Source organism: Yinghuangia aomiensis (genome assembly GCF_039542225.1).
Lineage (GTDB): Bacteria > Actinomycetota > Actinomycetes > Streptomycetales > Streptomycetaceae > Yinghuangia > Yinghuangia aomiensis.
Genome location: NZ_BAABHS010000009.1, coordinates 237,121 through 260,379, shown reverse-complemented (window position 1 = coordinate 260,379; position 23,259 = coordinate 237,121). Strand labels below are relative to the sequence as shown.

The following is a 23,259-nucleotide window of genomic DNA, read 5'->3' as shown; positions in this document are numbered from 1 at the left end:
AGTGTGCCACGCGCAACGGCCCGTACCCGGGGGCTCGGATCGGGGTGTCGCGGGGGTGTCGCGGGTGTGGTGGGGCCTGTTCCCGTGCTCAGCCGCGCTTCCGCAGGTTGCCCAGTTCGCGCATTTTCACCCGTGCGTGTCTGCGGACACCGTCGGCTCGGCGTAGCAGCAGGTGCAGACGGGGGTGTTCCTCGACCCGGTCACGCAGCGTGCGCGGCGGCACCGCGTCGGCGACGGATCCGTGCCGGCCGAGGGCCCGGCGCAGCCGGGACACTTCGGCGTCGAGCGCGACGAGGCGGCCGCGGCCGTCGACGACCGCCCAGTCGGGCCGGTCGCCGACCACCTTGACCGGGGGTGCGAGGTAGGCGTCGAGCAACTGCCCGGACACCCGGGCCGCGTCGTGCCGCTTGGCGGCCCAGGCCGCCGATTCGCCGCGCAGCCGGGCGCGCCGGTCCGGGTCGGCGGCGAGGCCGCGCACGACGTCGCCGAGATCCGCGCCGGTCGCCTCGACGACGGGGCAGCCGGGCACCCGGGCGCGGTTGCGTTCGTGGACGTGGCCGAGCGCGATCGCGCCGCACGCCATCGCTTCGACGGCGACCATGCCGTGGTCGCCGATGGTGAGGCTGTCCACGACCAGGTCGGCACGCCGGAACGCGTCCTTCACCTGACTGTGCGTCAATCCGGAGAGCGGCCGGTACTCGACGATGCCCGCGTCGTGCAGCGGGCGCAGTGCTGCGTCGACCAGATGCGAGCCTTTCGTGGCGCGCTTGGACGGCAGGTGCACGACGACCGGCACCTCCGGCTCGGGTCCGCGGTCGGTCGCCCACGCCGCCGCGTCGATCGCCAGCGGCACCAGCTCGGCGTCGGGCACGTAGTCGAGCAGGCCGGGCGTGGAGACGAACATCCGGTCGCAGTGCCGCCGGGCGATCTCCACCAAGGCGTGGATCCGCGGCTCGTCGACGACGGCGTCCTTCAGGTACGAGTCGGGCTCGCGCGCCATGTGCACGCTGCGCAGCCGCACGTCCGAGCCGTGCCAGTGCATGAAGACCTTCTTGCCGAGCGAGCGCAGCAGCGGCAGGTCCCACAGGGCGGGCAGCAGGGGCTCGTGGGCGTTGAGGAGCGAACGGCCGTATTGGAAGTGGAAGACGTCGAAGCCGCGCACGGCCCGGTCGAGAACGTCCCACCGGTACGCCGGATCGGCGAGCAGCCGGTCCGCGTCCCACACCCGGTCCGGCACCAGGCCGAACGCGGGCTCGCCGAAGCTCCACACTTCGGCTTCCACGCCGAGCGCGCGGATCCCGCGGGCCCAGGTGCCGGGCTGTCCGGCGATGTCGCGTGGGGCGTAGAGAACCCGAAGTGGCGTCATGGCGCTGGGTCTTCCGTGTGCGGCGGTCAGGCGGTGCGGCCGGCCCCGAGGCGTGCGTACACGCCGGTCAGCGTCGCGGCGTCGTGCTCCCAGCTCAGCCGGGGCTCGGCGGCGCGGACGTTCGCGGTCAGCTCGGGATAACGTTCGCACGCTTCGCGCACCGCGGCCGCCAACGACGCGTCATCACCCGGGCGGTACAGCGTGCCCAGGCCGTGCTCGCGGACCACCCGGGCGAGTTCGCGCACGTCCGTGGCGACCACCGGGACCCCGGCGCGTACCGCGTGGAACAGCTTGTTCGGCATCGCCAGCCGGTGGTTCTCCCACCGGTCCGAGTGCGTGACCAGCGCCAGGCCGGTGCGGCGCAGCAGCGCGTCGACGTCGTCGACCGGCAGCGCGGGCTCCACCGCCACCGGGCCGCGGTCGAGTTCGCCGAGGTACGTGTCGTCGGCGGGTCCGACCAGCGTGACGTCCAGCCCCGGCAGGTCGCGAGCGGCGGCGACGATCGTCTCGATCTCCCGGTACGGCGCGATCCGTCCGGCGTAGACCGCGCCGGTGGGCCGGTCCGGCAGCGGTACGGCCGCGGCCGCGGTGCCGCGCGGGAAGGTGTTGTGCACGACGGAGACGTGCCGCCACCCGTAGCGCCCGCGCAGCGCGTTCGCGACGCCTTCGCCGACGGTCAGCACCGCGGCGGCCTCGCGCCCGAGTTCGCCTTCGATGCGGGCTTCGCGGGCGGCGAGGAGCGGGGTGGGTCGGCCGACGCGGGGCCGTCCGCTCCACAGTTCGTGGCTGTCGTAGACCAGCGGCACGCCGCGCTGGCGGGCGAGTTCGGCGCCCAGGACGAGGGTGTTGAAGTCGTGCGCGTGCACCGCGTCGAACACCCGGTCGGCGGCGTCCCGCCGGGCCGAGCGGGTCCAGGCGGCGAACGCGGACGCGCGGTGCTGGGGCAGCAGCATCCAGCGAGCCGCGCGCCGGTACGGCGGCATGGGCCCCCGCGGCGCGGCCGGCGTGCCCGGAGGCGCGCCGGTGGGCGCCGGGCCGCCGCCGAGCGCGGCCCGGGAGGTGGCGAACACCGAGGCCCCGTCGGCCGACGACACGGTGACGCCGGGCGGCGGCAGCCAGTCGCCGGGCACGCCGCGTCCGATGATGTGCACGTCGTGCCCGGCGGCGGCAAGCGTCGCGGCTTCCCGCACCACCCGGGTGTCGGTGGCGACCGTCGTGATGACGAGCATCAGGACGTTCACCGCGGGTCGGGCTCCAAAGCGGCGGGACCGGGCTCCACGTCGCGCGGCGCGGGCGTTTTCGGGACGGGGATGCCCGCTGCCTTCACGTGCTCGGCGAGCGCGCGCGGGCTGGTCAGGAAGCCGAGGCCCCACGACCCGTGCATGGCGGCCAGGGCGACCGGCAGCCGCACCCACGCTCCCGGCTTGAGGCCGCGGCCTTCCCATGCGGCACCCGCGAGGATGCCCGCCGCGTATCCGGCCGGCAGCACGAACGCGGGCCGGTACCCGGCGGTTCCGGCGACCAGGCCGCCCACGACGCCGACCAGCGCGGCGGGGGCCGCGAGGTAGCGCGGGTTGACCGAGCCCTTGTGGTAGCGGGTGACCACGCGGCGCCAACGGCCGTAGTTGTAGTACTGCTTCGCGAGCGCCTTGACGGTCGGCCGGGGCCGGTAGGAGACCCGCAGCTCCGGCGAGAACCAGATCAGGTGGCCCTCCTGCCGGATGCGGTAGTTCAGCTCCCAGTCCTGCGCGCGGATGAATTCCTCGTTGTAGCCGCCGAGCTGGTCCAGCACGTCGCGGCGGAACACGCCGAGGTACACGGTGTCCGAGGGCCCCGCGCCGCCGCCGGTGTGGAAGCGGGCGTTGCCGACGCCGAGTTTGGACGTCATCGCGCGGGCGACCGCGTCCTCGAACGCGGTGGTGCCTTCGGCGTGCATGATGCCGCCGACGTTGGCCGCGCCGGTGTCGCTCAGCAGGGCGACGGCGGTGCGGACGTAGTCGGGCGGGAGGATGCCGTGGCCGTCGACGCGCACCACCACGGGATGGCGGGCGGCTTCGATCGCGGCGTTGAGCGCGCTGGGCGTGCGGCCGCTCGGATTGGCCACGGTGCGGACGCGCGGGTCGGCGGCCGCCAGGCGGGCCGCGATGGCGTCGGTGTCGTCGGTCGACGGGCCGAGGGCGATGACGAGTTCGAGATCGCCGTCGTAGTCCTGGGTGAGGGCGCGGCTCACCGCCTCTTCCAGGTGGCGGGCCTCGTTCAGGACCGGCATCACGATCGACACCGCGGGCGCGGGCGGCAGCGGCGGCAGGTCCCCGGGGCGGGCGGAGGCGGGCGCGCCGGACGCTTCGTTGGGATTCGGGTTCATCGGGACCCGAGCGTACTGCCCGCCGGGGGTGTGCGGGCCACCGCGGCGGGATATCCGGAGCTGCGCATTCCGGAGAACCCGGGAATCCGCAGGTCCGGTACGGCGGCCCGACCGGCGCGTCGCTCCGGCGCCCGCCCGGAACGTCGTCCTAAGGTGGAAATTCCGCGTTCCGAAGGCCGGATCAGGAGGGGGCAGGGCAGCGATGGCGACGCGCAGTACGGCGGCGGGCCGTCCCGCCGCGCCCCCGGCCCGGCGTCGCCGCTGGCCGATGACCCTGGCCGGGATGGTGGCCGCACTGGTGCTGGTCACCAGCGGCGTGGGCTGGGCGTGGGTGAAGTACCTGGACGGGAAGATCGACCGGGTCGACCCGTTCGCCGGCCTCGACGACCGCCCCGACGGCGCCACCGGCGGCACCACGTTCCTCATCGTCGGCACCGACAGCCGCGAGGGCGTCTCCAAGGAGCGCCTGAACGAACTGCACGCGGGCGGCGAAGCCTGCGACTGCACCGACACGATGATCCTGGTCCACCTGAACGCCAAGCGCGACCAGGCGACGATGGTGAGCATCCCGCGCGACAGCTATGTGACCTTCCCGGCGCACAAGGACAAGGCGTCCGGCCGGGACGTGGGCGAGTCCAAGGGCAAGATCAACGCCGCGTACACGCTCGGCGGCCGCAGCCTGGCCGTCGCCACCGTGGAAAAGGCGACCAACGTCCGGATCGACCACTACATAGAGGTCAACTTCCTGTCGTTCGTGAGTGTCGTCGACGAGATCGGCGGGGTGGACATGTGCACCCCTATCCCCCTGAAAGACCCCAAATCCGGCCTGGACCTGCCCGCCGGAACCACACATCTGGACGGGGTCCAGGCGCTGCAGTACGTGCGCGCCCGCCACATCAGCAGCGACCCCACCGGCGACATCGGCCGGACGCAGCGCCAGCAGAAGTTCATGACCCAGGTCCTGGCCCGCGCCACCGGCACCGGCACGCTGGCGAACCCGGTCAAGCTCAAGGGCGTCCTCGACGCCGCACTCGGGTCGATCAAGGTCGACGAAGGACTGAGCGCCCAAGGGCTGCTCGACCTCGGCACCAAGCTCAAGGGCCTGTCCAGCTCCGGCATCACCTACGCGCAGATCCCCCTCAAGACCATGGACTACCAGGTCAAGGACTGGGGTTCGACGGTGCTGTGGGACGACGCCGGCTCGCAGGCGCTGTTCGACGCGATGCGCAACGACCAGGACGTGGCGAACCCCGGCAAGTCCCCGTCGGCCGGCAAGTCGCCGTCCTCCGCCCCCGCGGGGCCGGCCACGGTCAGCGTCGACGTCGCCCCCGCCGACATCTACCTCCAGGTCTACAACGGGACGACGCAGCCGGGCCTCGGCGGCAAGGCCTACGACGGCCTCGCGCAGCAGGGCTTCAAGATGAGCGGCGCCGCCCGCGCGGGCCAGCAGATCGGCATCTCCGACGCGGTCCAGACGGTGATCCGGTACGACCCGCGCTGGGACCGCTCGGTCCGCAGCGTCGCGGCCGCGCTGCCGGGCGCCGAGCTCAAGCCGGTGGACGGCCTGGGCCGGACCATCGAGGTCGTCGTCGGCTCGTCGTTCACCGGGGTCACTCCGGTCGCGGCGGCCGAGAAACCCGCGTCGACGACCCCCGGCGGCGGGGCGCCGAGCCCGGCGTACACCACGACGACGGGCGACAAGGTCGTCTGCAAGTAAGGGGCGCGGTGCGCGTGCGAGCCGGGCGCGCACCGGGCCCGGGCGCAACTCGGCACAACTCGCTTTTTGGTCGAGGTCGCGAATCGGACACACCTGTACCAACCCCGCCACAGAACCGCACCGATACGCTCCGAGGTTTGCCCCCCGCCCGCGGGCGATGGCAGGTTCGTACGCATGAACGCATGGCCGCCCGGCTGGGCCGAGGACGACGCACGCCGCCCCGGAGGACACTCCGCCGGGCCCGCCGGCACGCCCGGCCCCGACCCCGCGTCGGTGCCGCCGCGTGCCCCGCACGGAAATCCCATATCCCCGCCCGGGACGCTCCCGAGCCGTCCCGCGGGGACCATCCCGGCGGGCGGCGGCACTCCGCCGCAGCCCCCGCCCCACGGCACCCAGTCGCCACCGCCGGGCTTCCCGCCCGACGCGCAGCCCACCGCCGTCCTGCCGCCGGATCCGGGCGCCTATCCCCCGCAGCCGGTGTTCGACGCCCCGGGCAGCCCGGTGCAGACCCCGCCCCGCCCGTACCCCGGGCCGGACGGCCCCGGCGGCCCGCCCGGCCCCGACGGTCCCGGCGGTCCGGGAGGTCCGCGGACCCCGGGCAGGAAGCCGAACTGGAAGAAGCGGATCCTCGTCGGCACCGTCGTCTTCCTGGTGCTCGTCCTGGCCTTCCTGACCGGCACCTACTTCTGGCTCGACTCGAAGATCCGGCACCAGGACGTCCTGCAGGACTACAAGGGCCGCCCCGCCGCCACCGCCGGCACCACCTGGCTGATCGTCGGTTCGGACAGCCGCGAAGGCATGTCCGACGCGGACAAGAAGAAGCTCCGCACCGGCAGCGCGGACGGCAAGCGCACCGACTCGATGATGCTGCTGCACAAGGGCGCGGGCGGCACGTCGCTGATCAGCCTGCCGCGCGACTCGTGGGTGCAGATCCCCGCGTACGACGAGGGCAAGACCCACGTGAAGGCGCAGAAGAACAAGCTCAACGCGGCCTTCTCGCTGGGTGGCGCGCCGCTGCTGGTGCGCACCGTCGAAATGGCCACCGGCATGCGCCTCGACCACTACGCCGAGGTCGGCTTCGACGGCTTCGTGGGCATCGTCGACTCGCTCGGCGGCGTGGACATGTGCCTGGACAAGCCGATCAAGGACGAGAAGTCCGGCGCCGACCTGCCGGCCGGCTGCCAGAGCCTCGACGGCGGCCAAGCGCTGTCGTTCGTGCGGGCCCGCTACTTCGACCCGTCGTCCGACCTCGGCCGGATGAAGCGCCAGCAGCAGTTCCTCTCGGCGCTCGCCAAGAAGGCCAAGTCGCCGTCGGTCCTGCTCAACCCGTTCAAGGGCTTCCCGATGGCGGACGCGAGCCTGAGCGCGGTGATCGTCGACGACGACACCGGCCTTTTCGACCTGTACGACCTGTTCAAGGACATGGGCACGCTGACCGGCGGCGAGGGCGGCACGGTGACCGTCCCGATCAAGAACCCGAACTACCAGACGAGCGCGGGGTCCTCGGTGCTGTGGGACGACACCAAGGCCAAGGCGCTGTTCGACGCGCTGCGCAACGGCAACCCGATTCCGCGCTAACCCGGTGGCTGGCGGCGACCGCCGTCGGCCATCATCGTGAGCCATGAGCGACGCCGCCCCGACCCGGGCTCCCCTCGACGACCACACCTTCCAGGTCGACCTGCGCGGCCTGGTCGACCTGCTGTCCCACCACCTGTATTCGAGTCCCCGGGTCTATCTGCGCGAACTGCTGCAGAACGGCGTCGACGCCATCACCGCCCGCCGCAAGGCGGACCCCGCTGCACCCGCGGCGATCCGCCTCACCGCGGCGGGCGGCACCCTGCGCGTCGAGGACACCGGCGTCGGCCTGACCGAAGCCGACGTGCACCGCTTCCTGGCCACCATCGGCCGCAGCTCGAAACGCGGCGAACTCGAATCGGCCCGCCGCGACTACCTCGGCCAGTTCGGCATCGGCCTGCTCGCATGCTTCGTGGTGGCCGACGAGATCACCGTGGTGACCCGCTCCGCCGCCGACCCGGACGCCGCGCCGGTCGAGTGGCGGGCCGGCGCGGACGGCCGCTACACCGTCCGCACCCTCCCGAACGACGCCCGCCCGGAACCGGGCACCACCGTGCTCCTCGCCCCGCGCCGCGGCAGCGAGGAATGGTTCGCCGCCGACCGGGTCGTCGCGCTCGCCCGGGACTTCGGCGCGCTGCTGCCGTACGACACCGCCGTCGTCGACGACGCGGGCACCGTCCACCCGGTCACCGACACCCCCGCGGTGTGGGAGCGCGGGTACCCGAACCCGGACGCCCGCCGCGCGGCGCTCGCGCATTACTGCGACAACGTCCTCGGCTTCAGCCCGCTGGACATGATCGACCTCGACGTGCCGCTCGCCGGCGTCCGCGGCACCGCCTTCGTCCTGCCCTCCGCGGTCAGCCCCGCCATGCGCGGCAAGCACCGCGTGCACCTCAAGGGCATGCTGCTCACCGAGTCCGCCGACGCGCTGCTGCCGGACTGGGCGTTCTTCGTGCGGTGCGCGGTCGACACCGAGGCGCTGCGCCCCACCGCGTCGCGCGAGAACCTCTACGACGACGAGGCGCTGGCCGCCGTCCGCGACGCGCTCGGCGCGGCCATCCGCGACTGGCTCACCGGCCTCGCCGCCCGCGACCCGGAACGCCTCGGCCGCTTCCTCGCCGTGCACCACCTCGGCGTCAAGGCGATGGCCCGGCACGACGACGACCTGCTCGACCTCATGCTGCCGTGGCTGCCCTTCGAGACCACCGACGGCCAGGTCGGGCTCGACGAGTTCGCCCGCCGGCACCGCGTCGTGCACCTCACCGACTCGGTCGAGGAGTTCCGGCAGATCGCCCCGATCGCCGCCGCGGCCGGCCTCGGCGTGGTGAACGGCGGCTACACCTACGACGCCGACCTGGTGCGCCGCCTCCCCGACCTGCGCCCCGGCACCGTCGTCGACTCGCTCGACCCGGACACCGTGACCGCGCACCTGGACCCGGTCGACCCGTCCGTCGAACTCGCCGCCGGGTCCTTCCTCGGGCACGCCCGCACCGTCCTCGACCCGCTCTCGTGCGAAGCCTCGCTGCGCGCCTTCCACCCCGTCACGGTGCCCGCGCTGCTCCTCGACGGCCGCGACGAACGCGGCGAACGCGCCCGTGCCCAGGCCGAATCCGAGGCCTCGGACGCGGGCGACGCGCTGTGGGCGGGCATCCTCGGCGCGCTGCGCGGCAGCGCACCGCGCGCCCGGCTGGTGCTCAACCACCTCAATCCGCTGGTCCGCCGCGTCCTGACCGTCGGCGACCCGGCCCTCGCACGCACTACCGTCGAAGGCTTGTACGGCCAAGCGCTGCTGCTCAGCCGCCGCCCGCTCACCGCCGCGGAAAGCGCGCTGCTGAACCGGTCGTTCCTCGGCCTGCTGGAACGCGCCGTGCACGAGACCGCGAACGACGACAAGTGACGGGGGCCGCAGACATGTACGACGAGGTCATCGACGACGCCACGTTCGAGCGCGCCCGCGCCGAAGTCCGCGAACGGCCCTACGGCGTCGCCCGCAGCGCGGCCGCCGAAGCCCTCTTGGCCGCCGCCGAACGCCTGGGCGGCACCCCGCTGGTCGCCGCAGCGCTGCTGGAGACGATCGTCGCCTACAACTACGGCGGCGAATCCCCCAAGAGCGCGGTCTCCATGGGCCGCCTGCTGCGCCTGTACGACGAGCAGCCGGGCGAGTTCTCCCCTGGCCTCACGCACGGCGTCTACTGGCACTTGAAGTGGGTCACGTCGTCGCTCCTCGCGGCGCCGGAGGTCCCGCTCACCACGATCCGGTCGTTCCTCGACGACATGGAGCGCCGCTTCCGCACCGCCGGACACAGCATGCGTCCGGTGCACAAGTGCCGCTTCTATCTGGCCGACCACACCGGCGACAAGGCGGGCGCCGCGGCCGAGTTCGCCGCCTGGATGGCCGCCGACCGGGATTCGCTGACCGACTGCGACGCGTGCGAACGCCGCGAGCAGGGCCGCTGGCTCGCCGAACAGGGCGACGACGAAGGGGCCTTGGAGATCTTCGAGCCGACGCTGTCGGGCATGCGCACGTGCGCCGAAGAGCCGCAGATCACCATCGCCGATTCCCTGCTGCCGCTGATCCGCCTCGGGCGGCTCGACGAAGCCCGCACCAACCACCTGCGCGGCTACCGGCTGGTCCGCGGCTCGGTCAGCACCTACGCGAGCGTCGGCAGGCACATCGAGTTCTGCGCGCTCACCGGCAACGAAGGCCGCGGCGTGGAAATCACCGCGGCGCACCGGACGTGGCTGGCTTCCCCCGCCGCCGACGCGGACGTTCACCTGGCCTTCCTGGGCGGCGTCGGCGTGCTGCTGCGGCGCCTGGTCGCGCTGGGCCGCGGCGGCATGCGGGTCGCCGGCGCGCCCGGCACGGACGGAACGGCGGCCGAACTGCTGGCGCTGGTCGAGCGCGACGCGTTCGCGCTCGCCGCCCGCTTCGACGCCCGCAACGGCTCGGACTTCGTCAGCGGCCAACTCCGCACCCGGCTGGCCGCCAAGCCGGTCGTCGCCGCACTGCCGCTCGGCGTGCGGTCCGTCCTCGTCCCCACGCCGCGTCCCGCGGAACCGGCTCCCGAGGCCGGCACCAGCCTCGACGAACTCGCCGAGCGGGCCCGCGCGTCGGTCAAGGCGGGCCATCCGGGCAGCCGCGCGGCGTGGGAGCTTTTCGCCACGACCGCGGCGGAGCGCGGCGCAGCCGTCACCGACCGGGACGCGGCAGACCTTGCCGACGCGCGCGCCATCGACTTGGTCAACTCCGGCGACCTGGCCGCCGGAATCGAACAACTCCGCATAGCGGCAGAGCTGTTCGCCGCCACCGACCGCCCCGGCCCGGCTCACGTCGCCCGCGCGCGGGCCGTCGTCTCGGTCCGCCATCCGGCCGCCCCGGAGGTCTTGTCCGCCGACTGGGCGCCCGGCCTCGACGCGACCACCGCCGATCTCGTCCACCTGGTCTCCCAAGGCCGCGCCGAACCGGCCGACTTGGTGTCGGTGCTGGCCGCCCGCATGACGGCCGCCCGGTTGGCGTTCGCCGCCGCGCCAGAAGAAACGCAGGCCGCCGCCCGGGCCGCCTACGAGGCCGAGACCGACCGGCTGGCCGCCGCGGCCGCCCACCATCGGCTGGGCCACCGCATCGCCGAAGCCGGCGAAGCCCGCGCGCACTTGGCGGTGGTCGACGGCGACCACCAGCGCGCCGAAGCCGAGCTGCGCGGCGCGCTCACCGCAGCCGCCGCGGCGGAGCGACCTTGGGCCGCCGCCTCCACCGGGCGCCTGCTGGGCGGCTTTCTGCTCCACCACGGGGACGCCGCCGGTGCCGAAGAGGTCCTGCTCGGCGTCCTCGACGCGGCCCAAGGCCCTACCCACGACCCGGCGCTGTACGCCGACGTGCTCGCGGCGCTGACCCGGGCGTCCGCCGTGAACGGCCGACCGGCCGCCGCGGCGGAGTACGCCGCACTCGCCGCACAGGAGTTCGACCGGCTCGGCGACCGGCTCGGCGCCGTGCAGTGCCGGGTCACCCTGGCAGCCCTGTTCAAGGACCTGGACCGCCCCGCCGACGCCGCCGCGATCCTCGAGGAGTCCCTGCCCGAGGTCGACGAACTCCTCGGCCCGGACGACGTGCTGCACAACCGGTGGATGCTGGGGACCTGCCTGTCCGCGACCGGGCACGCCCTGGAGGCCGCCGACGTGCTGGTGGGCGCCGCCGCCCGGGCCGCCGCGCAGGACGCCGACCCGGGCATCCGCGCGACCCTCGCCGGCGAAGCCGCCCAGACCCTGGCCGTGGCGGAACGCCGCACCGAGGCCGGCGCGGCGTTCCCCGAGGCGATCCGGCTCGCGGGCGACGCCGGCCGCGCCGGCGCGGCCGTCCGGCTCACCCGCGCCGCGGCCTGGAACCTCATCGACGGCCAGTACGACGACGGAGCCGACGAGGACGCCGCCCGCGCGAAGGTCGACGCCGGCCTGGCGAAATTCGCCGACGCCATGGCCCTCCTGGACGCCGCCGCCGAGGACGGCCCCGACCTGGACCGGGCGCACGAACGCACGGCCACCGAAGTCCAGTGGTCCCAGGCCCTGTGGATGGAGGACCGCAACGACGAGGCGCTCCGCATCGCCGACCGCGGCGCCACCCGGCTGGAGATCGGGCTGCCCCGGTTCGAAAGCCAGTACGCCCAACTGGTCACCGTCGCCGCCCGCGTCGAGAAGCACGAGTTCGGCATGCCCGAACTCGCCCGCTCCCGGGTGGACGCGGCCCTCCTCGTCGCCCGCACCCTGCGCGCGGCCGAGGCGGTGCGGACCCTGACCGAGCTGCGCGAGGAACTCGCCTAGGACACGCCCTGGCGCCGGACGACCGGGGTTACCGTCCGGTAACCCCGGTTTTCCCGGCCCCGGCGCCCCCCCGAGTCCGGCGTGCTGCCCGGTACCGGCCGTGGCGGCCCTGCCGCGCGACTACGATTCCGGGAGGAAAACGGCCCGTCGGGGGCCGCCGCTCGATTTCGTTCGTCCCGTCAGGAGGCGGTGTGGCACCCGTGTCGCGCATCACCGTGATCGGCACCGGTTACCTGGGCGCGACCCACGCCGCGTGCATGGCCGAGCTGGGGTACGAGGTGCTCGGCGTCGACGTCGACCCCGACAAGGCCGCGATGCTCCAGGCCGGCACCCTCCCCTTCTACGAACCCGGCCTGGAGGACCTGCTCGCCCCGCACCTGGCCTCCGGGCGGCTGCGCTTCACCACCTCCGCCGAGGAGGCCGCCGCGTTCGGCGACGTGCACTTCCTGTGCGTCGGCACCCCGCAGCGCAAGGGCGAATTCGCCGCCGACACGAGCTACCTCGACGCCGCCGTCGACGCCCTCGCCCCGCACCTGGACCGGCCCTGCCTGGTGGTCGGCAAGTCCACCGTCCCGGTCGGCACCGCGGCACGCCTGGCCACCCGCATCGCCGAGCGCGCCCCCGTCGGCGAAGCCGCGGAACTCGCCTGGAACCCCGAGTTCCTGCGCGAGGGCCACGCCATCGGCGACACGCTGCACCCGGACCGCCTGGTGGTCGGCGTGCGCTCGGAAACCGCCGAGGCCACGCTGCGCGAGGTGTACGCGCCGCTCATCGCCGAAGGCGTGCCGTTCCTGGTGACCGACTTCGCCACCTCCGAACTGGTCAAGGTGTCCGCGAACGCCTTCCTGTCCACCAAGATCTCGTTCATCAACGCGATGGCCGAGGTCTGCGAGGCGGCCGGCGCCGACGTGACCCAGCTCTCCCAGGCGCTCTCCTACGACCCGCGCATCGGCGGCCAGTTCCTCAACGCCGGCCTCGGCTTCGGCGGCGGCTGCCTGCCCAAGGACATCCGCGCCTTCATGGCCCGGGCCGGCGAGCTGGGCGTCGACCAGGCGCTCACCTTCCTGCGCGAGGTCGACGCGATCAACATGCGCCGCCGCTTCAAGATGGTCGACCTGGCCCGCGACGCGTGCGGCGGCGGGTTCCTCGGCCGCCGCGTCGCCGTCCTCGGCGCCGCGTTCAAACCGGAGTCCGACGACATCCGCGACTCGCCCGCGCTCAACGTCGCCGCACAGGTGCAGCTCCAGGGCGGCGACGTGACGGTCTACGACCCCAAGGCGGTCGACAACGCCCGCAAGATGTACCCCGGCCTCGCCTACGCCGACTCCGCTTTCGGCGCGGCCGCGGGCGCGCACGTCGTCCTCCATTTGACCGAATGGCGCGAGTTCCGGGAGATCGACCCCGCCGCGCTCGGCGAGGTGGTCGCCGAGCGCCGCGTCGTGGACGGCCGCAACGCCCTCGACGCCGACCGCTGGCGCGCCGCGGGCTGGACCTACCGGGCCCTCGGCCGCCCGTAATCCCGCCCCGCTCCGCCGGGCTCCGCCTCCGCACCGGCCCCCTCCCCCGGGTGGTGGGACCGGGGCGACAGGGGCACGATGACCGCATGGCTTATGTCACCGACGGTGTCCTCACCGACGACGAAGCGATCCGCGACCTCATGGTCGTCCACCACACGTGGGCGGTCGTCGGGCTGAGCACGAACATGGGGCGCCCCGCGTGGGGCGTCGCCGGGTTCCTGCAAGGCCACGACAAGCGGATCGTGCCGGTGCACCCGAAAGCGGAGGCCGTGCACGGCGAGACCGGGTACGCGCTGCTGGAGGAGATCCCGTTCCCCGTCGACGTGGTCGACGTGTTCGTCAACGCCGAGCACGCCGAGCCGGTGACCGCGCAAGCGATCGCCATCGGGGCGAAAGCCATCTGGTATCAGCTCGGAGTCGTGAACCCGGACGCGATCAAGCTCGCGGTCGACGCGGGACTCCAGGTCGTCGTGGACCGCTGCCCCGCCATCGAGTGGCCGCGGTTGATCGGCGCCTGATCCGCACGGGCCCGCGATTCCCCCGGGAGGCCCCCCGGCCTCCGTCCCACCCTCCCCAACCTGAGGGGCACAGCATGCCGTACGGCGACGACGCGACCATCCGGCGCATCCTCTCCCACCGCACGTGGGCGGTGGTCGGCCTCAGCACCAACTCGCACCGCGCGGCGTTCGGCGTCGCCGCCCATCTCCAGCAGCTGGGCAAGCGCATCGTCCCGGTGCACCCCCGTGCCGAGACCGTGCACGGCGAAACCGGGTACCTCACCCTCGCCGACATCCCGTTCCCGGTCGACGTGGTGCAGGTCTTCGTCAACTCCGCGAAGGCCGGCGCCATCGCCGACCAAGCCGTGCAGATCGGCGCCAAGGCCGTGTGGTGCCAGCTCGACGTGATCGACCTGGACGCCTACGAGCGGACCACCGCCGCGGGCCTGGACATGGTCATGGACCGCTGCGCCGCCGTCACCATGCAGCGCATGTCGCTCACCAGCGCCTGACCCGCCGGCCCGACCGGCACCGGTCGGGCCGGGCACCGCACATCCGATGCCCTGGGCAGGTCCGGTTCGTCCGCTCAGCGGCCGAGGGACTCGCGCAGCTTGCGGCCCTTCTCGGTGGCCTGGGCGTTGAGGTCGGCCTGGAACGCGGTCATGCGCTCCAGCAGCGCCGGGTCGTGCGCGGCCAGCATCCGCACCGCGAGCAGGCCCGCATTGCGCGCCCCCGCGACGGACACGGTGGCCACCGGCACACCGGCCGGCATCTGCACGATCGACAGCAGCGAGTCCATGCCGTCGAGGTACTTCAGCGGCACCGGCACACCGATCACCGGCAGCGGCGTCACCGACGCGAGCATGCCGGGCAGGTGGGCCGCACCTCCGGCGCCCGCGATGATCGCCTTTAGCCCGCGCCCCGCGGCGTTCTGCCCGTACGCGATCATCTCCTGCGGCATCCGGTGCGCCGAGACCACGTCGGCCTCGTACGCGATGCCGAACTCGTCCATGACCTCCGCGGCGGCCTGCATGACCGGCCAGTCGGAGTCGGACCCCATGACGATGCCGACGACGGGCCGGGCGGCGGGCTGGCTCATTCGGTGATGCTCCCTCGCAGGTAGTCCGCGGCGTGGTTGGCGCGCGCGCGGACGTCGTCCAGATCGTCGCCGCACACGGTGACGTGGCCGACCTTGCGGCCGGGCTTGACCTCTTTGCCGTACATGTGGACCTTGACGCCGGGGTCACGTGCCATGACGTGCAGGTACGCGGGGTACATGTCCGGGTAGTCGCCGCCGAGCACGTTGACCATCACGGTCCACTTGGCGCGGGCCCGCGGGTCGCCGAGCGGCAGGTCGAGGACCGCGCGCAGATGGTTCTCGAACTGCGAGGTGACGGCCCCGTCGATGGTCCAGTGCCCGGAGTTGTGCGGACGCATCGCCAGCTCGTTGACCAGGATGCGGCCGTCGCGGGTCTCGAACAGCTCGACCGCGAGGTGCCCGGTCACGTCCAGCTCGCCGGCGATCCTCAGGGCGATCCGCTGCGCCTCGACGGCGCGCTCCTCGGACAGGTCCGGCGCGGGCGCGATGACCTCGCGGCAGACGCCGTCCTCCTGGATGCTCTCCACGACCGGGTAGGCGACCGCCTGCCCGTGCGGCGAGCGCACCACGTTGGCGGCCAGCTCGCGGGCGAAGTCGACCTTCTCCTCGGCGAGCACCGGGACGCCGGCGCGGAACGGCGCAGCGGCCGCCTCGGTGTCGCCGACGACCCAGACTCCCTTGCCGTCATAGCCGCCGCGCACCGTCTTGAGCACCACCGGCCAGCCGCCGACCTCGTCGGCGAACGCGGCGACGTCCGCCGGGTCGGCGACGATGCGGTTGCGCGGGCACGGGATGCCGATCTCGGCGAGGCGCTCGCGCATGACGCCCTTGTCCTGGGCGTGCACGAGGGCGTCGGGGCCGGGGCGGACGGCGATGCCGTCCGCTTCCAGCGCGCGGAGGTGTTCGGTGGGCACGTGCTCGTGGTCGAAGGTGACCACGGCGCACGGCTGCGCGAATGTGCGGAGGTCGCCGAGGGCCTTCTCGTCGCCGAGGACGGTGTCGGCCACGGCTTGCGCGGCGGACTCGTCCGCGGACGCGGCGAGGAGGCGGAAACGGATGCCGAGGGGGATTCCGGCCTGGTGGGTCATGCGGGCCAGCTGGCCGCCGCCGACCATGCCGACGATCGGGTAGGTCACGGGCACCAAGGGTATCCGGCGCTCCGCGGCGGACGGATGCGGCTACCCTCGTCGGGTGAGTTGTGCAGACACCCGAGGACGCCGGTGAGCGGTACGGCCCCCACGGAGCCCGCCGAGGCCCCGGGGCGGCTCGCCGCGGCACGGTCCGAGGTCACCCAGTTCCTCATCGCCGGCGGCCTGGCTTACGCGGTCGACGTGGCGGTCTTCAACCTCTGCCTGTACTGGGGTCTCGGCGGCGTCGCCGCGAAGATCGTCTCGTCCGTCCCGGCCACGATCGTCGCCTACATCGGCAACCGGTACTGGACGTACCGCAGTCGCGAGCGGACCGGGGTCCGGCGCGAATACACGATGTTCTTCGTGTTCAGCGCCATAGCAGCGGGCATCCAGGCGGGCTGCGTTTTCGTCTCGAATCACCTGATGGGCTACACCAGCACGCTCGCGGACAACATTTCGGGCAACATCGTAGGTATGGCCCTGGGAACCCTCTTCCGGTTCTGGGCGTTCCGTACTTTCGTGTTCAAGCACAAGTCCGAGACCGCGCCCTCGACCGAGCCCGCCCTGTCCGCCGGCCGGGGCGGCACCCCGTGACCGGGCCCCGCGCGTTCTATGCGCGCTTCCACCACCTGGTGCACGAGACGCTCAAGTTCGGTGCCGTCGGCGGCTTCGGCGTCGTCGTCAACATCCTCGTGTTCAACCTGTGCCTGAACCAGCTCGACCTGGCACCGGTGCGCTCGTCGATCATCTCCACCGCGGTCGCCATCGTGGTCAACTACGTCGGCAACCGCTTCTGGGCGTTCCGGCACCGCAAGTCCGCCGACCAGCGGCGCGAAGTCCTGCTGTTCCTGCTCTTCAGCGGTGTCGGCATGGCCATCGAGGCGGGCGCCGTGGCGGTGTCGAACTACCTGCTGGACTACACGACCAGCAAGGCCAACAACGTCGCCAAGTACGCGTTCGGCCTGCCGCTGGGCACGCTGTTCCGTTTCTGGTCGTACCGCACCTGGGTCTTCACCGGCACGCACGCCGCGGAAATCGACCGCGAGGCGGCCAAGCTGGTCGAGGAAGAGTCCACGAAGGCGTCCTGACGGCCGTGTGACGCGCTCGTGGGCGCGATTCCGGCCCGGGGGTGCGCCAGGCCGGTTCCGGCCGAGCGGGCGGCCTCGCGGGGTCAGTCCCCGTTGTCGGCGCCCGGGTAGGCGCCCAGGAACACCGCGAAGACCGGCGGGCGCAGTTGCAGCAGTTCCAGGCGTCCGCCGTCCGCCTCGGCGAGGTCGCGCGCGACCGCCAGGCCGAGACCCGTCGAGTTGCGTCCGCTGACCGCCCGCTCGAACACCCGTGCGCCGAGCACGTCGGATACCCCGGCGCCTTCGTCCTCGACCTCGACGACGATCGAGCTGCCGATCCGGCGGGTGCTGATGGTGACCGTGCCGCCGCCGTGCATGAGGGCGTTCTCCAGCAGCGTGGCGAGCACCTGGGCGAGCGCGCCGGGCGTGGCGACCGCGACCAGGCCGGACTGCCCGGTGACCCGGATGGCGCGGTGCGCGCTCGCCACCGCGGGCCGCCATTCGTCGACCTGCTGGCGGATCACGTCGTCCACGCTCACCGTCACGGCCGACTCGGTGCGCGGGTCGCGGCCCGCGGCGCCGCGCCGGGTGCTGGTGAGGAGACGTTCCACGACGTCGGTGAGCCGCTCCACCTGGGTCAGCGCGATCGCCGCTTCCTCCTTGACCGTGCCCGGGTCCTCGGTGGCGATGATCTCTTCGAGGCGCATCGACAGCGCGGTGAGCGGAGTACGCAGCTGGTGCGACGCGTCGGCGGCCAGGCGCCGCTCGGCGGTCAGCATGCGGGCGATGCGTTCGGCGCTCTGGTCGAGCACCTCGGCGACCCGGTCCAGCTCCGGGACGTCGTAGCGGCGCTGTCGCGGGCGCGGGTCGCCGGAGCCGAGGCGTTCCGCGGTCTCCGCCAGGTCGGTGAGCGGGCGGGCCAGCCGGCGCGCCTGCCACACCGCCAGCGCGGTCGCCGCGGCCACCGCGAGGAGGGCGACGCCCAGGATCAGCAGCAGCGACTCGCGGACCCGCTGGCTCACCTCGTCGCGGGACTCGGACACCGTCACGGTCTCGCCGTGCGGGCCGCTCATCGACACGTTGAGGGTCCGGCCGGTCGGCTTCTTGCCGAACTCCAGGACCGGCCGGCCCGGGATCGTGATCGCCGCGTAGCGCGACGACGCGACCTGGCGTTCCAGCACCGCCACGTCGGGCTGGTCGCCGGACGACAGGCGCAGTTCGACGACCTCCAGGACGCGCGCCGCCTCGGCTTTGAGGTTGTCCTTCGCCGTGGTCTCGATGGCGCGCGTCTCGACGAACGCCAAGGGGATGCCGAGCACGGCCACGACGACGAGCACCACACCGAGCGTGGTGTTGATGAGCCTGCGACGCACAGATACGACCGTTCCGAATGCCCCCGTTACCTTGCCTGTCAGTTCTTCTCGAACCGGAACCCGACACCGCGCACGGTGGTGATGTAGCGGGGGTTACCCGCGTCGTCGCCGAGCTTCTTGCGGAGCCAGGAGATGTGCATGTCCAGGGTCTTGGTGGACGACCACCAGGTCGTGTCCCACACCTCGCGCATGAGCTGGTCGCGCGTCACCACGCGGCCGGCGTCCCGGACGAGGACCCGCAGGAGATCGAACTCCTTCGCGGTGAGCTGCAGTTCCTCGTCGCCGATCCAGGCGCGGTGGGAGTCGACGTCGATCCGGACGCCGTGCACTCCCTGGCCGACCTCGGCCGCGCCGCGGCGCAGCAGTGCCCGGACCCGGGCCAGGAGTTCGGCGAGCCGGAACGGCTTGGTCACGTAGTCGTCGGCGCCGGCGTCGAGCCCGACGACCGTGTCGACCTCGTCGGCGCGGGCGGTCAGGACGAGGACCGGGAACCCGTGGCCCTCGGCGCGCAGCCGGCGGCAGACCTCCAGACCGTCCATGCCGGGCAGCCCGAGGTCGAGCACGAGCAGGTCGACCCCGCTCTGCGCGGCACACTCGAGGGCCGTCGGTCCGTCCTCACGCACCTCAACGTCATAGCCCTCGCGGCGCAGTGCGCGTGCCAGGGGCTCGGAAATAGAAGCATCGTCCTCGGCGAGCAGTACGCGGGTCATGGCCCGATCGTAGAACCCATCCGGGCCTGGGTCCCGTACCTGTCCCGTACTCACCGGTTCACAACCCGTGCCGGACGAGGCATTCGACGGCGCGCGGGCACCGGCGCGGGCGGGCGGAGGGGCGGAAAAGCCGGGTCAGATCAGGGTGAGTGTGAGGGTGGCGGTGTAGGTGCCGGACAGCTGCCACGCCGGAATCGGGAGCTTGGCCGACGCGTCGGCGGTGAACTCGCCGCCGGAGACGACACCCGGAGCGTTCGCGTTCTGCTTGCACAGCAGCCCCACGGTGCCCTCCGATCCCGCCACGACCTGGCTCGGCGAATCCGGGTTCGTCACCGCGCAGGCCGGCTTCCAGGTGAACGAGTCCGCGGGGATCAGGCCGCCTTTCTCCGGGCTGGTGAAGTCCGTGATGGCACCCGTCAGGTCCCAGCCCAGAACGTCGCCGCGGAAGTCCTGCACCGCGACCTGGTTCAGCGCGCCCGTCATCGTCTGCGGCTTGCCGTTCAGCGTGACCTGCGACAGCTGCATGCCCGCGGCGGCCTGCTCGAAGTTCAGGCCGCCCGAGTCCACGGTGCCCTGCGGCCGCTGCTGCGTCCCGGTGTCCGAGGTGACGGTGAACGTGCCGAGCACGCCGCTGCCGGAGAAGTCGCATTCTTCGAGGACGCTGCCGTAGGGCGTGGTGATGGTGACGGACAGCGCCTTGGCGGTGAACTGCAGGTCCCCGGGCGGGGCGCCGTCGGGAATCCGCAACGACGCGTCGAAGGGGCCGAGGTCCACCGGGCCTTGGGGAAGCGCGACGGTCTGTGCCGAGACGAGGTCGGCCGTTCCCGAGGCGGCTCCCGCATAGGCCAGCGTGAGCCGGGTCTCGATCATGGCGTCCGGCACGGCCGTGGACGACAGGACGGGCAGCGGCCCCGCGGTCGCGCTTACGGCGACGACGGTGCCGGCAGGCCCCGAGGCCGGGTTGAAGGAGACACCGACGGACATGGTGGCGGCGACTTCCCCGGACGGGGGAGACGCCTGGCGGCAGACCGCGTTCGCGGTCGCCCGGGCGGCGTCGGCGGCGGGGGCCGCCGCGGCCAGTCCGGCCACGGCCAACGCCCCTGCCGCGGTCGCGGAAGCGACTCTGCGTCTGGTGGTGTTCATGTCCGCCCTCAGTCGTCCTCGGTGTGCCGCCGCCAGGACATCAGCATCGTGACGACCGCCATGGCGAGCACCAGCGCGCCGGCCGCGATGCCGAACACCGCGGCGCCGGAAAGCCCGCCGCCGCCGCTCGAGTCGGACGCCGAACTCTTCGCCTGGATGGTCGCGCTCGACGGGCCGGGCGACTCGGGGCCGGAGGGGCTTCCGGTGCCGACCGGCGCCTGGCTGGGCGGCGCCGCCGGGACCACGCTCTTTGCGCTCGGCCCGGCACCGGTCGTGCTCGCGGGCCCCTGGGCGGGGTTCACCGGCGCGTCCTGGTTGGTGATCTTGACGACCGTGGAGACCGGGACCGGGCCGGTCGGGAAGCAGGTGGTGACCTGCGAGCCGAAGATCGCGGTGGTGGTGACCATCTTGCCGGGCGTCAGGGAGATGTCGCCGGTGGCCTCGATGGGGATCTGGAGTTCGCCTTCGTAGGGCGGGATCAGGATCTGGTGCGGGGCCCCGGGGATGTCGACGATCATCTGCGGTCCTTGCAGCCGCACCGTGCCGGTGGCGCCGCCGGACATGGTCAGTTCGATCGACGGGGTGGTCGGGGTGCCCGGGAACGGGATGGGGCTGGTGCCCGCGTTCGGGCCCAGCGTCACCCGGATCTTGACCTTGTCGCCGGGGCGCACCGCGTCCGCGGGCCCCTCCAGCGTGACGAGCTGCTCGCCTTCGATCGGCGGCTGGTCCAAAGGTAGTTCGCAGTGCACCTGCATGGAGATCTGGTTGCCCGCGAACGCGGGCGGAGCCAGTCCTACCACCGACGCGGCCATGCTTGCCGACGTCAGTCCCAGGACGAACCCGGCCCTCGCTATACGTCGAGCCATCGGATATCGCGGTCCCTTCATCGCTCGGCACACAGGCCACACGCGCCACACACCCGGTCCTACCGGTGCGCACAGTACGCGAAGGGCCCTCCCTCCGGGGAGATTCCGGAGGGAGGACCCGACTCGGCGCTCACGCGTCATATCCGCCCGCGTCCGGCGCCGTCAGCCGTTTCGTCAGGCGCGGGTGCGCAGACGGCGGCGGTAGGGCACCAGCAGCAGCACACCGACGGCCGCGAGCACGGCGGTACCCGCCGCGAGCGCGAACGCGTCGATGGCCGAACCACCGGAACCGGTCTTGGCGAGGTCGCCGCCGGTGGCGCCGGAGGAGCCGGCCGTGGAGCCGGACGAGGAGCCGCCGGTGGTCTGCGGCAGCTCGCCGCGCTCACCGACCGCGGTCAGGGTCGCCGAGACCTCCGGGGTGTTCTTCAGGGTGCAGACGGTGTGCGTCGTCGCGCCCATGGCGACGGTGGCGATCCGCAGCTCTCCGGGGGTGAAGGAGAACACGCCGCCGCCCGGCACGGTGAAGGAGCTCTTGAACGGACCCGCCTTCATGGGCTGGCCCGGGACCAGGTCGAAGTCGGGCGGCGAGTCCGCCTTGAGCGTGAGCAAGCCGGTCTTGCCGGCGTCGTCGGTGACCTTGACGTCGATCTCGGGCGTGATGTGGAGCTTCACCTGGACGGGGATGTTCGGCATGTCGCCGACCACGTCGTTCTCGAACGTCGCGCTGATGTCGACCTTCTCGTTCGGGTCGGCGGCGGACGGCAGGGTGATGAGCACCTTGCGGGTCGCCTCGAACGGCCCCTTGGCCGACTCGATCGGGCTGTCCGCCGTCAGGCAGCTGTACTGGACCGCGACCAGCTTGCCGTTCGGGTCCTTGACGGGCGCCTTGACCTCGAAAGCGGCTTCGGCGCTGGAACTCTGCACGCCCGCGGCCTTGATCTTCGTGGTGTTGGCGTCCGTCACCTTGAACTTGGCGGCGAACGTGCCGTCCGCGGCCGCCGTGGCGTTCACCGCGGCGTCGGAGCTGGCCGCGGTCCCGGCAAGGCCGGACACGCTCACCGCGCCGGCCGGGAAGCCGGTTCCGTTGACCGTCACTTCGGTGCCGACCTGGCCCGAGGTCGGGCTGAGTGTGATCGCCGGGGTGGCGGCCTGCGGCTTCTTGACCGTGAGCGGCGCGCTTTCCGACGCGTCGCCGACCGTGACCTTCACGGTGTAGTCGCCGTCGGCGACGTCCGCCTTGAGCGTGGCGGTGCCGGACAGCTTCCCGTCGGCGCCCACGACGGGCGACTTGGCCGAGAAACGGTCCGCGGAACAGTCGGTGCCCTTGCAGAGTTCGACGGTGGGCGTCCCGGCCGGCCAGTTCGCACCGGCGAGGGTGATGTCCTTGCCGGGCTCCTGGGTACCGGGGGTGACCGCCACCGAGGGGCCGGCGGCGTCGACCGGGAGGGTGCCCAGGGACGGAATGTCGCCGTCGGGCGTGCACACGATGTTGATCGAACCCATCGCCGTGATCGTGAACTTCTTCGGCGTGAGCGTGATGTCGCCGGTCGCGTCGGCCGGGACGGTCATGGTGGCGTTGAACGGGGGCACCTGGAGCGGCTGGTTCGGGGTGATCGTCAGCTTTTTGCCGCCCTCCCCCTGCAAAGCCACATCGGCGCTCGAGCCGCCGCTCGCCTTCAGGTCGAACGCCACCGAAACGTCCACGTCGAGCGGACCCATGTTGAGGGCGATGGGACTCGGCCCCATCGTCACACCGATCGTGGCCGTCTGTCCCGGCTTGACCTTCGCCGCGGGCATGGTGAACGTGATGTCCTGGGTGCCGTCGGCGTCCGGGATACCGGGAATGCCGACCGGGCACTTGATGTGGTAGCTCACGGCGGCTGCCGACGCCGCCGGGGACAGTGCCACCAGTCCCGCCGTGCCGACCAGTGTCACCGCCCCGAGGGCCGCGGCTGCTCTCTTTCGGACTTTGATCATGAGGTGGGAATCCCAATCTCCTGATGGACAGATGCGGTTCTTTGC

General features: G+C 72.8%; 19 protein-coding genes. 9 read left to right on the top strand and 10 right to left on the bottom strand.

From position 1 onward, the window contains the following. Nucleotides 1-88 precede the first annotated feature (88 nt). From ABEA93_RS14960 to ABEA93_RS14950, 3 genes are read right to left on the bottom strand one after another with little or no spacing between them, the layout of a single operon-like run. Complete coding sequence (locus ABEA93_RS14960; protein ID WP_345675996.1) at nucleotides 89-1,366, bottom strand: glycosyltransferase family protein; 1,278 nt, start codon at nucleotides 1,364-1,366, stop codon at nucleotides 89-91. 26 nt (nucleotides 1,367-1,392) lie between these two features. Continuing rightward, a complete protein-coding gene (locus ABEA93_RS14955; RefSeq protein ID WP_345675995.1) occupies nucleotides 1,393-2,607 on the bottom strand; it encodes a glycosyltransferase family 4 protein in 1,215 nt (404 codons plus the stop codon). Further along, nucleotides 2,604-3,665, bottom strand: a complete 1,062-nt coding sequence (locus tag ABEA93_RS14950) for a glycosyltransferase family 2 protein (protein ID WP_345676047.1) — start codon at nucleotides 3,663-3,665, stop codon at nucleotides 2,604-2,606. The genes ABEA93_RS14955 and ABEA93_RS14950 overlap by 4 nt, the downstream gene beginning before the upstream one ends. 268 nt (nucleotides 3,666-3,933) lie before the next feature. Between ABEA93_RS14950 and ABEA93_RS14945 the strand changes: the two genes are divergently transcribed. From ABEA93_RS14945 to ABEA93_RS14915, 7 genes are all read left to right on the top strand, one after another. Continuing rightward, complete coding sequence (locus tag ABEA93_RS14945; protein ID WP_345675994.1) at nucleotides 3,934-5,448, top strand: LCP family protein; 1,515 nt, start codon at nucleotides 3,934-3,936, stop codon at nucleotides 5,446-5,448. Nucleotides 5,449-5,622: 174 nt separating this feature from the next. Continuing rightward, nucleotides 5,623-7,026, top strand: coding sequence for an LCP family protein (locus ABEA93_RS14940; protein ID WP_345675993.1), 1,404 nt, complete (start codon nucleotides 5,623-5,625; stop codon nucleotides 7,024-7,026). Between the two features lie 43 nt (nucleotides 7,027-7,069). Beyond that, a complete protein-coding gene (locus ABEA93_RS14935) occupies nucleotides 7,070-8,920 on the top strand; it encodes an HSP90 family protein (RefSeq protein WP_345675992.1) in 1,851 nt (616 codons plus the stop codon). After that, a complete protein-coding gene (locus ABEA93_RS14930) occupies nucleotides 8,917-11,835 on the top strand; it encodes a hypothetical protein (protein ID WP_345675991.1) in 2,919 nt (972 codons plus the stop codon). Before ABEA93_RS14935 ends, ABEA93_RS14930 begins: the two co-directional genes overlap by 4 nt. A 191-nt stretch (nucleotides 11,836-12,026) precedes the next feature. Beyond that, nucleotides 12,027-13,352 (top strand): UDP-glucose dehydrogenase family protein, encoded by a 1,326-nt coding sequence (locus tag ABEA93_RS14925; protein ID WP_345675990.1) that lies wholly within the window; start codon nucleotides 12,027-12,029, stop codon nucleotides 13,350-13,352. A gap of 86 nt (nucleotides 13,353-13,438) precedes the next feature. Beyond that, a complete protein-coding gene (locus tag ABEA93_RS14920; protein ID WP_425584954.1) occupies nucleotides 13,439-13,870 on the top strand; it encodes a CoA-binding protein in 432 nt (143 codons plus the stop codon). A 74-nt stretch (nucleotides 13,871-13,944) separates the two neighbouring features. Continuing rightward, the gene (locus tag ABEA93_RS14915) at nucleotides 13,945-14,361 is read left to right on the top strand and encodes a CoA-binding protein (RefSeq protein ID WP_345675989.1); all 417 of its coding nucleotides are present in this window, start codon (nucleotides 13,945-13,947) and stop codon (nucleotides 14,359-14,361) included. Between the two features lie 74 nt (nucleotides 14,362-14,435). Here ABEA93_RS14915 and purE read toward each other — a convergent pair whose 3' ends face one another. Together purE and ABEA93_RS14905 are read right to left on the bottom strand one after the other, a co-directional pair. Then, nucleotides 14,436-14,948, bottom strand: a complete 513-nt coding sequence (gene purE / locus ABEA93_RS14910; protein ID WP_345675988.1) for a 5-(carboxyamino)imidazole ribonucleotide mutase — start codon at nucleotides 14,946-14,948, stop codon at nucleotides 14,436-14,438. Continuing rightward, nucleotides 14,945-16,084 (bottom strand): 5-(carboxyamino)imidazole ribonucleotide synthase, encoded by a 1,140-nt coding sequence (locus ABEA93_RS14905; RefSeq protein ID WP_345675987.1) that lies wholly within the window; start codon nucleotides 16,082-16,084, stop codon nucleotides 14,945-14,947. The genes purE and ABEA93_RS14905 overlap by 4 nt, the downstream gene beginning before the upstream one ends. 84 nt (nucleotides 16,085-16,168) lie before the next feature. Here ABEA93_RS14905 and ABEA93_RS14900 point away from each other — a divergent pair, with 84 nt between their 5' ends. Both ABEA93_RS14900 and ABEA93_RS14895 read left to right on the top strand, forming a co-directional pair. Further along, nucleotides 16,169-16,672 (top strand): GtrA family protein, encoded by a 504-nt coding sequence (locus ABEA93_RS14900; RefSeq protein ID WP_345675986.1) that lies wholly within the window; start codon nucleotides 16,169-16,171, stop codon nucleotides 16,670-16,672. After that, nucleotides 16,669-17,166, top strand: a complete 498-nt coding sequence (locus ABEA93_RS14895; RefSeq protein ID WP_345675985.1) for a GtrA family protein — start codon at nucleotides 16,669-16,671, stop codon at nucleotides 17,164-17,166. Before ABEA93_RS14900 ends, ABEA93_RS14895 begins: the two co-directional genes overlap by 4 nt. Before the next feature lie 83 nt (nucleotides 17,167-17,249). Here the strand turns inward: ABEA93_RS14895 and ABEA93_RS14890 are convergent, their stop codons facing one another. From ABEA93_RS14890 to ABEA93_RS14870, 5 genes are all read right to left on the bottom strand, one after another. Beyond that, a complete protein-coding gene (locus ABEA93_RS14890) occupies nucleotides 17,250-18,518 on the bottom strand; it encodes an ATP-binding protein (RefSeq protein WP_345675984.1) in 1,269 nt (422 codons plus the stop codon). Between the two features lie 38 nt (nucleotides 18,519-18,556). Then, a complete protein-coding gene (locus ABEA93_RS14885; protein WP_345675983.1) occupies nucleotides 18,557-19,228 on the bottom strand; it encodes a response regulator transcription factor in 672 nt (223 codons plus the stop codon). A 135-nt stretch (nucleotides 19,229-19,363) separates the two neighbouring features. After that, complete coding sequence (locus tag ABEA93_RS14880) at nucleotides 19,364-20,371, bottom strand: hypothetical protein (protein ID WP_345675982.1); 1,008 nt, start codon at nucleotides 20,369-20,371, stop codon at nucleotides 19,364-19,366. 8 nt (nucleotides 20,372-20,379) lie between these two features. Beyond that, complete coding sequence (locus tag ABEA93_RS14875; protein WP_345675981.1) at nucleotides 20,380-21,237, bottom strand: hypothetical protein; 858 nt, start codon at nucleotides 21,235-21,237, stop codon at nucleotides 20,380-20,382. A gap of 174 nt (nucleotides 21,238-21,411) precedes the next feature. Further along, nucleotides 21,412-23,214, bottom strand: coding sequence for a hypothetical protein (locus ABEA93_RS14870; protein WP_345675980.1), 1,803 nt, complete (start codon nucleotides 23,212-23,214; stop codon nucleotides 21,412-21,414). Nucleotides 23,215-23,259 lie beyond the last annotated feature (45 nt).

Coding starts and splice junctions, on each gene's coding strand:
- ABEA93_RS14870 (WP_345675980.1), bottom strand. CDS start 23,214: ATGATCAAAGTCCGAAAGAGAGCAGCCGCGGCCCTCGGGGCGGTGACA.
- purE (WP_345675988.1), bottom strand. CDS start 14,948: ATGAGCCAGCCCGCCGCCCGGCCCGTCGTCGGCATCGTCATGGGGTCC.
- ABEA93_RS14960 (WP_345675996.1), bottom strand. CDS start 1,366: ATGACGCCACTTCGGGTTCTCTACGCCCCACGCGACATCGCCGGACAG.
- ABEA93_RS14935 (WP_345675992.1), top strand. CDS start 7,070: ATGAGCGACGCCGCCCCGACCCGGGCTCCCCTCGACGACCACACCTTC.
- ABEA93_RS14875 (WP_345675981.1), bottom strand. CDS start 21,237: ATGGCTCGACGTATAGCGAGGGCCGGGTTCGTCCTGGGACTGACGTCG.
- ABEA93_RS14945 (WP_345675994.1), top strand. CDS start 3,934: ATGGCGACGCGCAGTACGGCGGCGGGCCGTCCCGCCGCGCCCCCGGCC.
- ABEA93_RS14915 (WP_345675989.1), top strand. CDS start 13,945: ATGCCGTACGGCGACGACGCGACCATCCGGCGCATCCTCTCCCACCGC.
- ABEA93_RS14880 (WP_345675982.1), bottom strand. CDS start 20,371: ATGAACACCACCAGACGCAGAGTCGCTTCCGCGACCGCGGCAGGGGCG.
- ABEA93_RS14885 (WP_345675983.1), bottom strand. CDS start 19,228: ATGACCCGCGTACTGCTCGCCGAGGACGATGCTTCTATTTCCGAGCCC.
- ABEA93_RS14940 (WP_345675993.1), top strand. CDS start 5,623: ATGAACGCATGGCCGCCCGGCTGGGCCGAGGACGACGCACGCCGCCCC.
- ABEA93_RS14920 (WP_425584954.1), top strand. CDS start 13,439: ATGGCTTATGTCACCGACGGTGTCCTCACCGACGACGAAGCGATCCGC.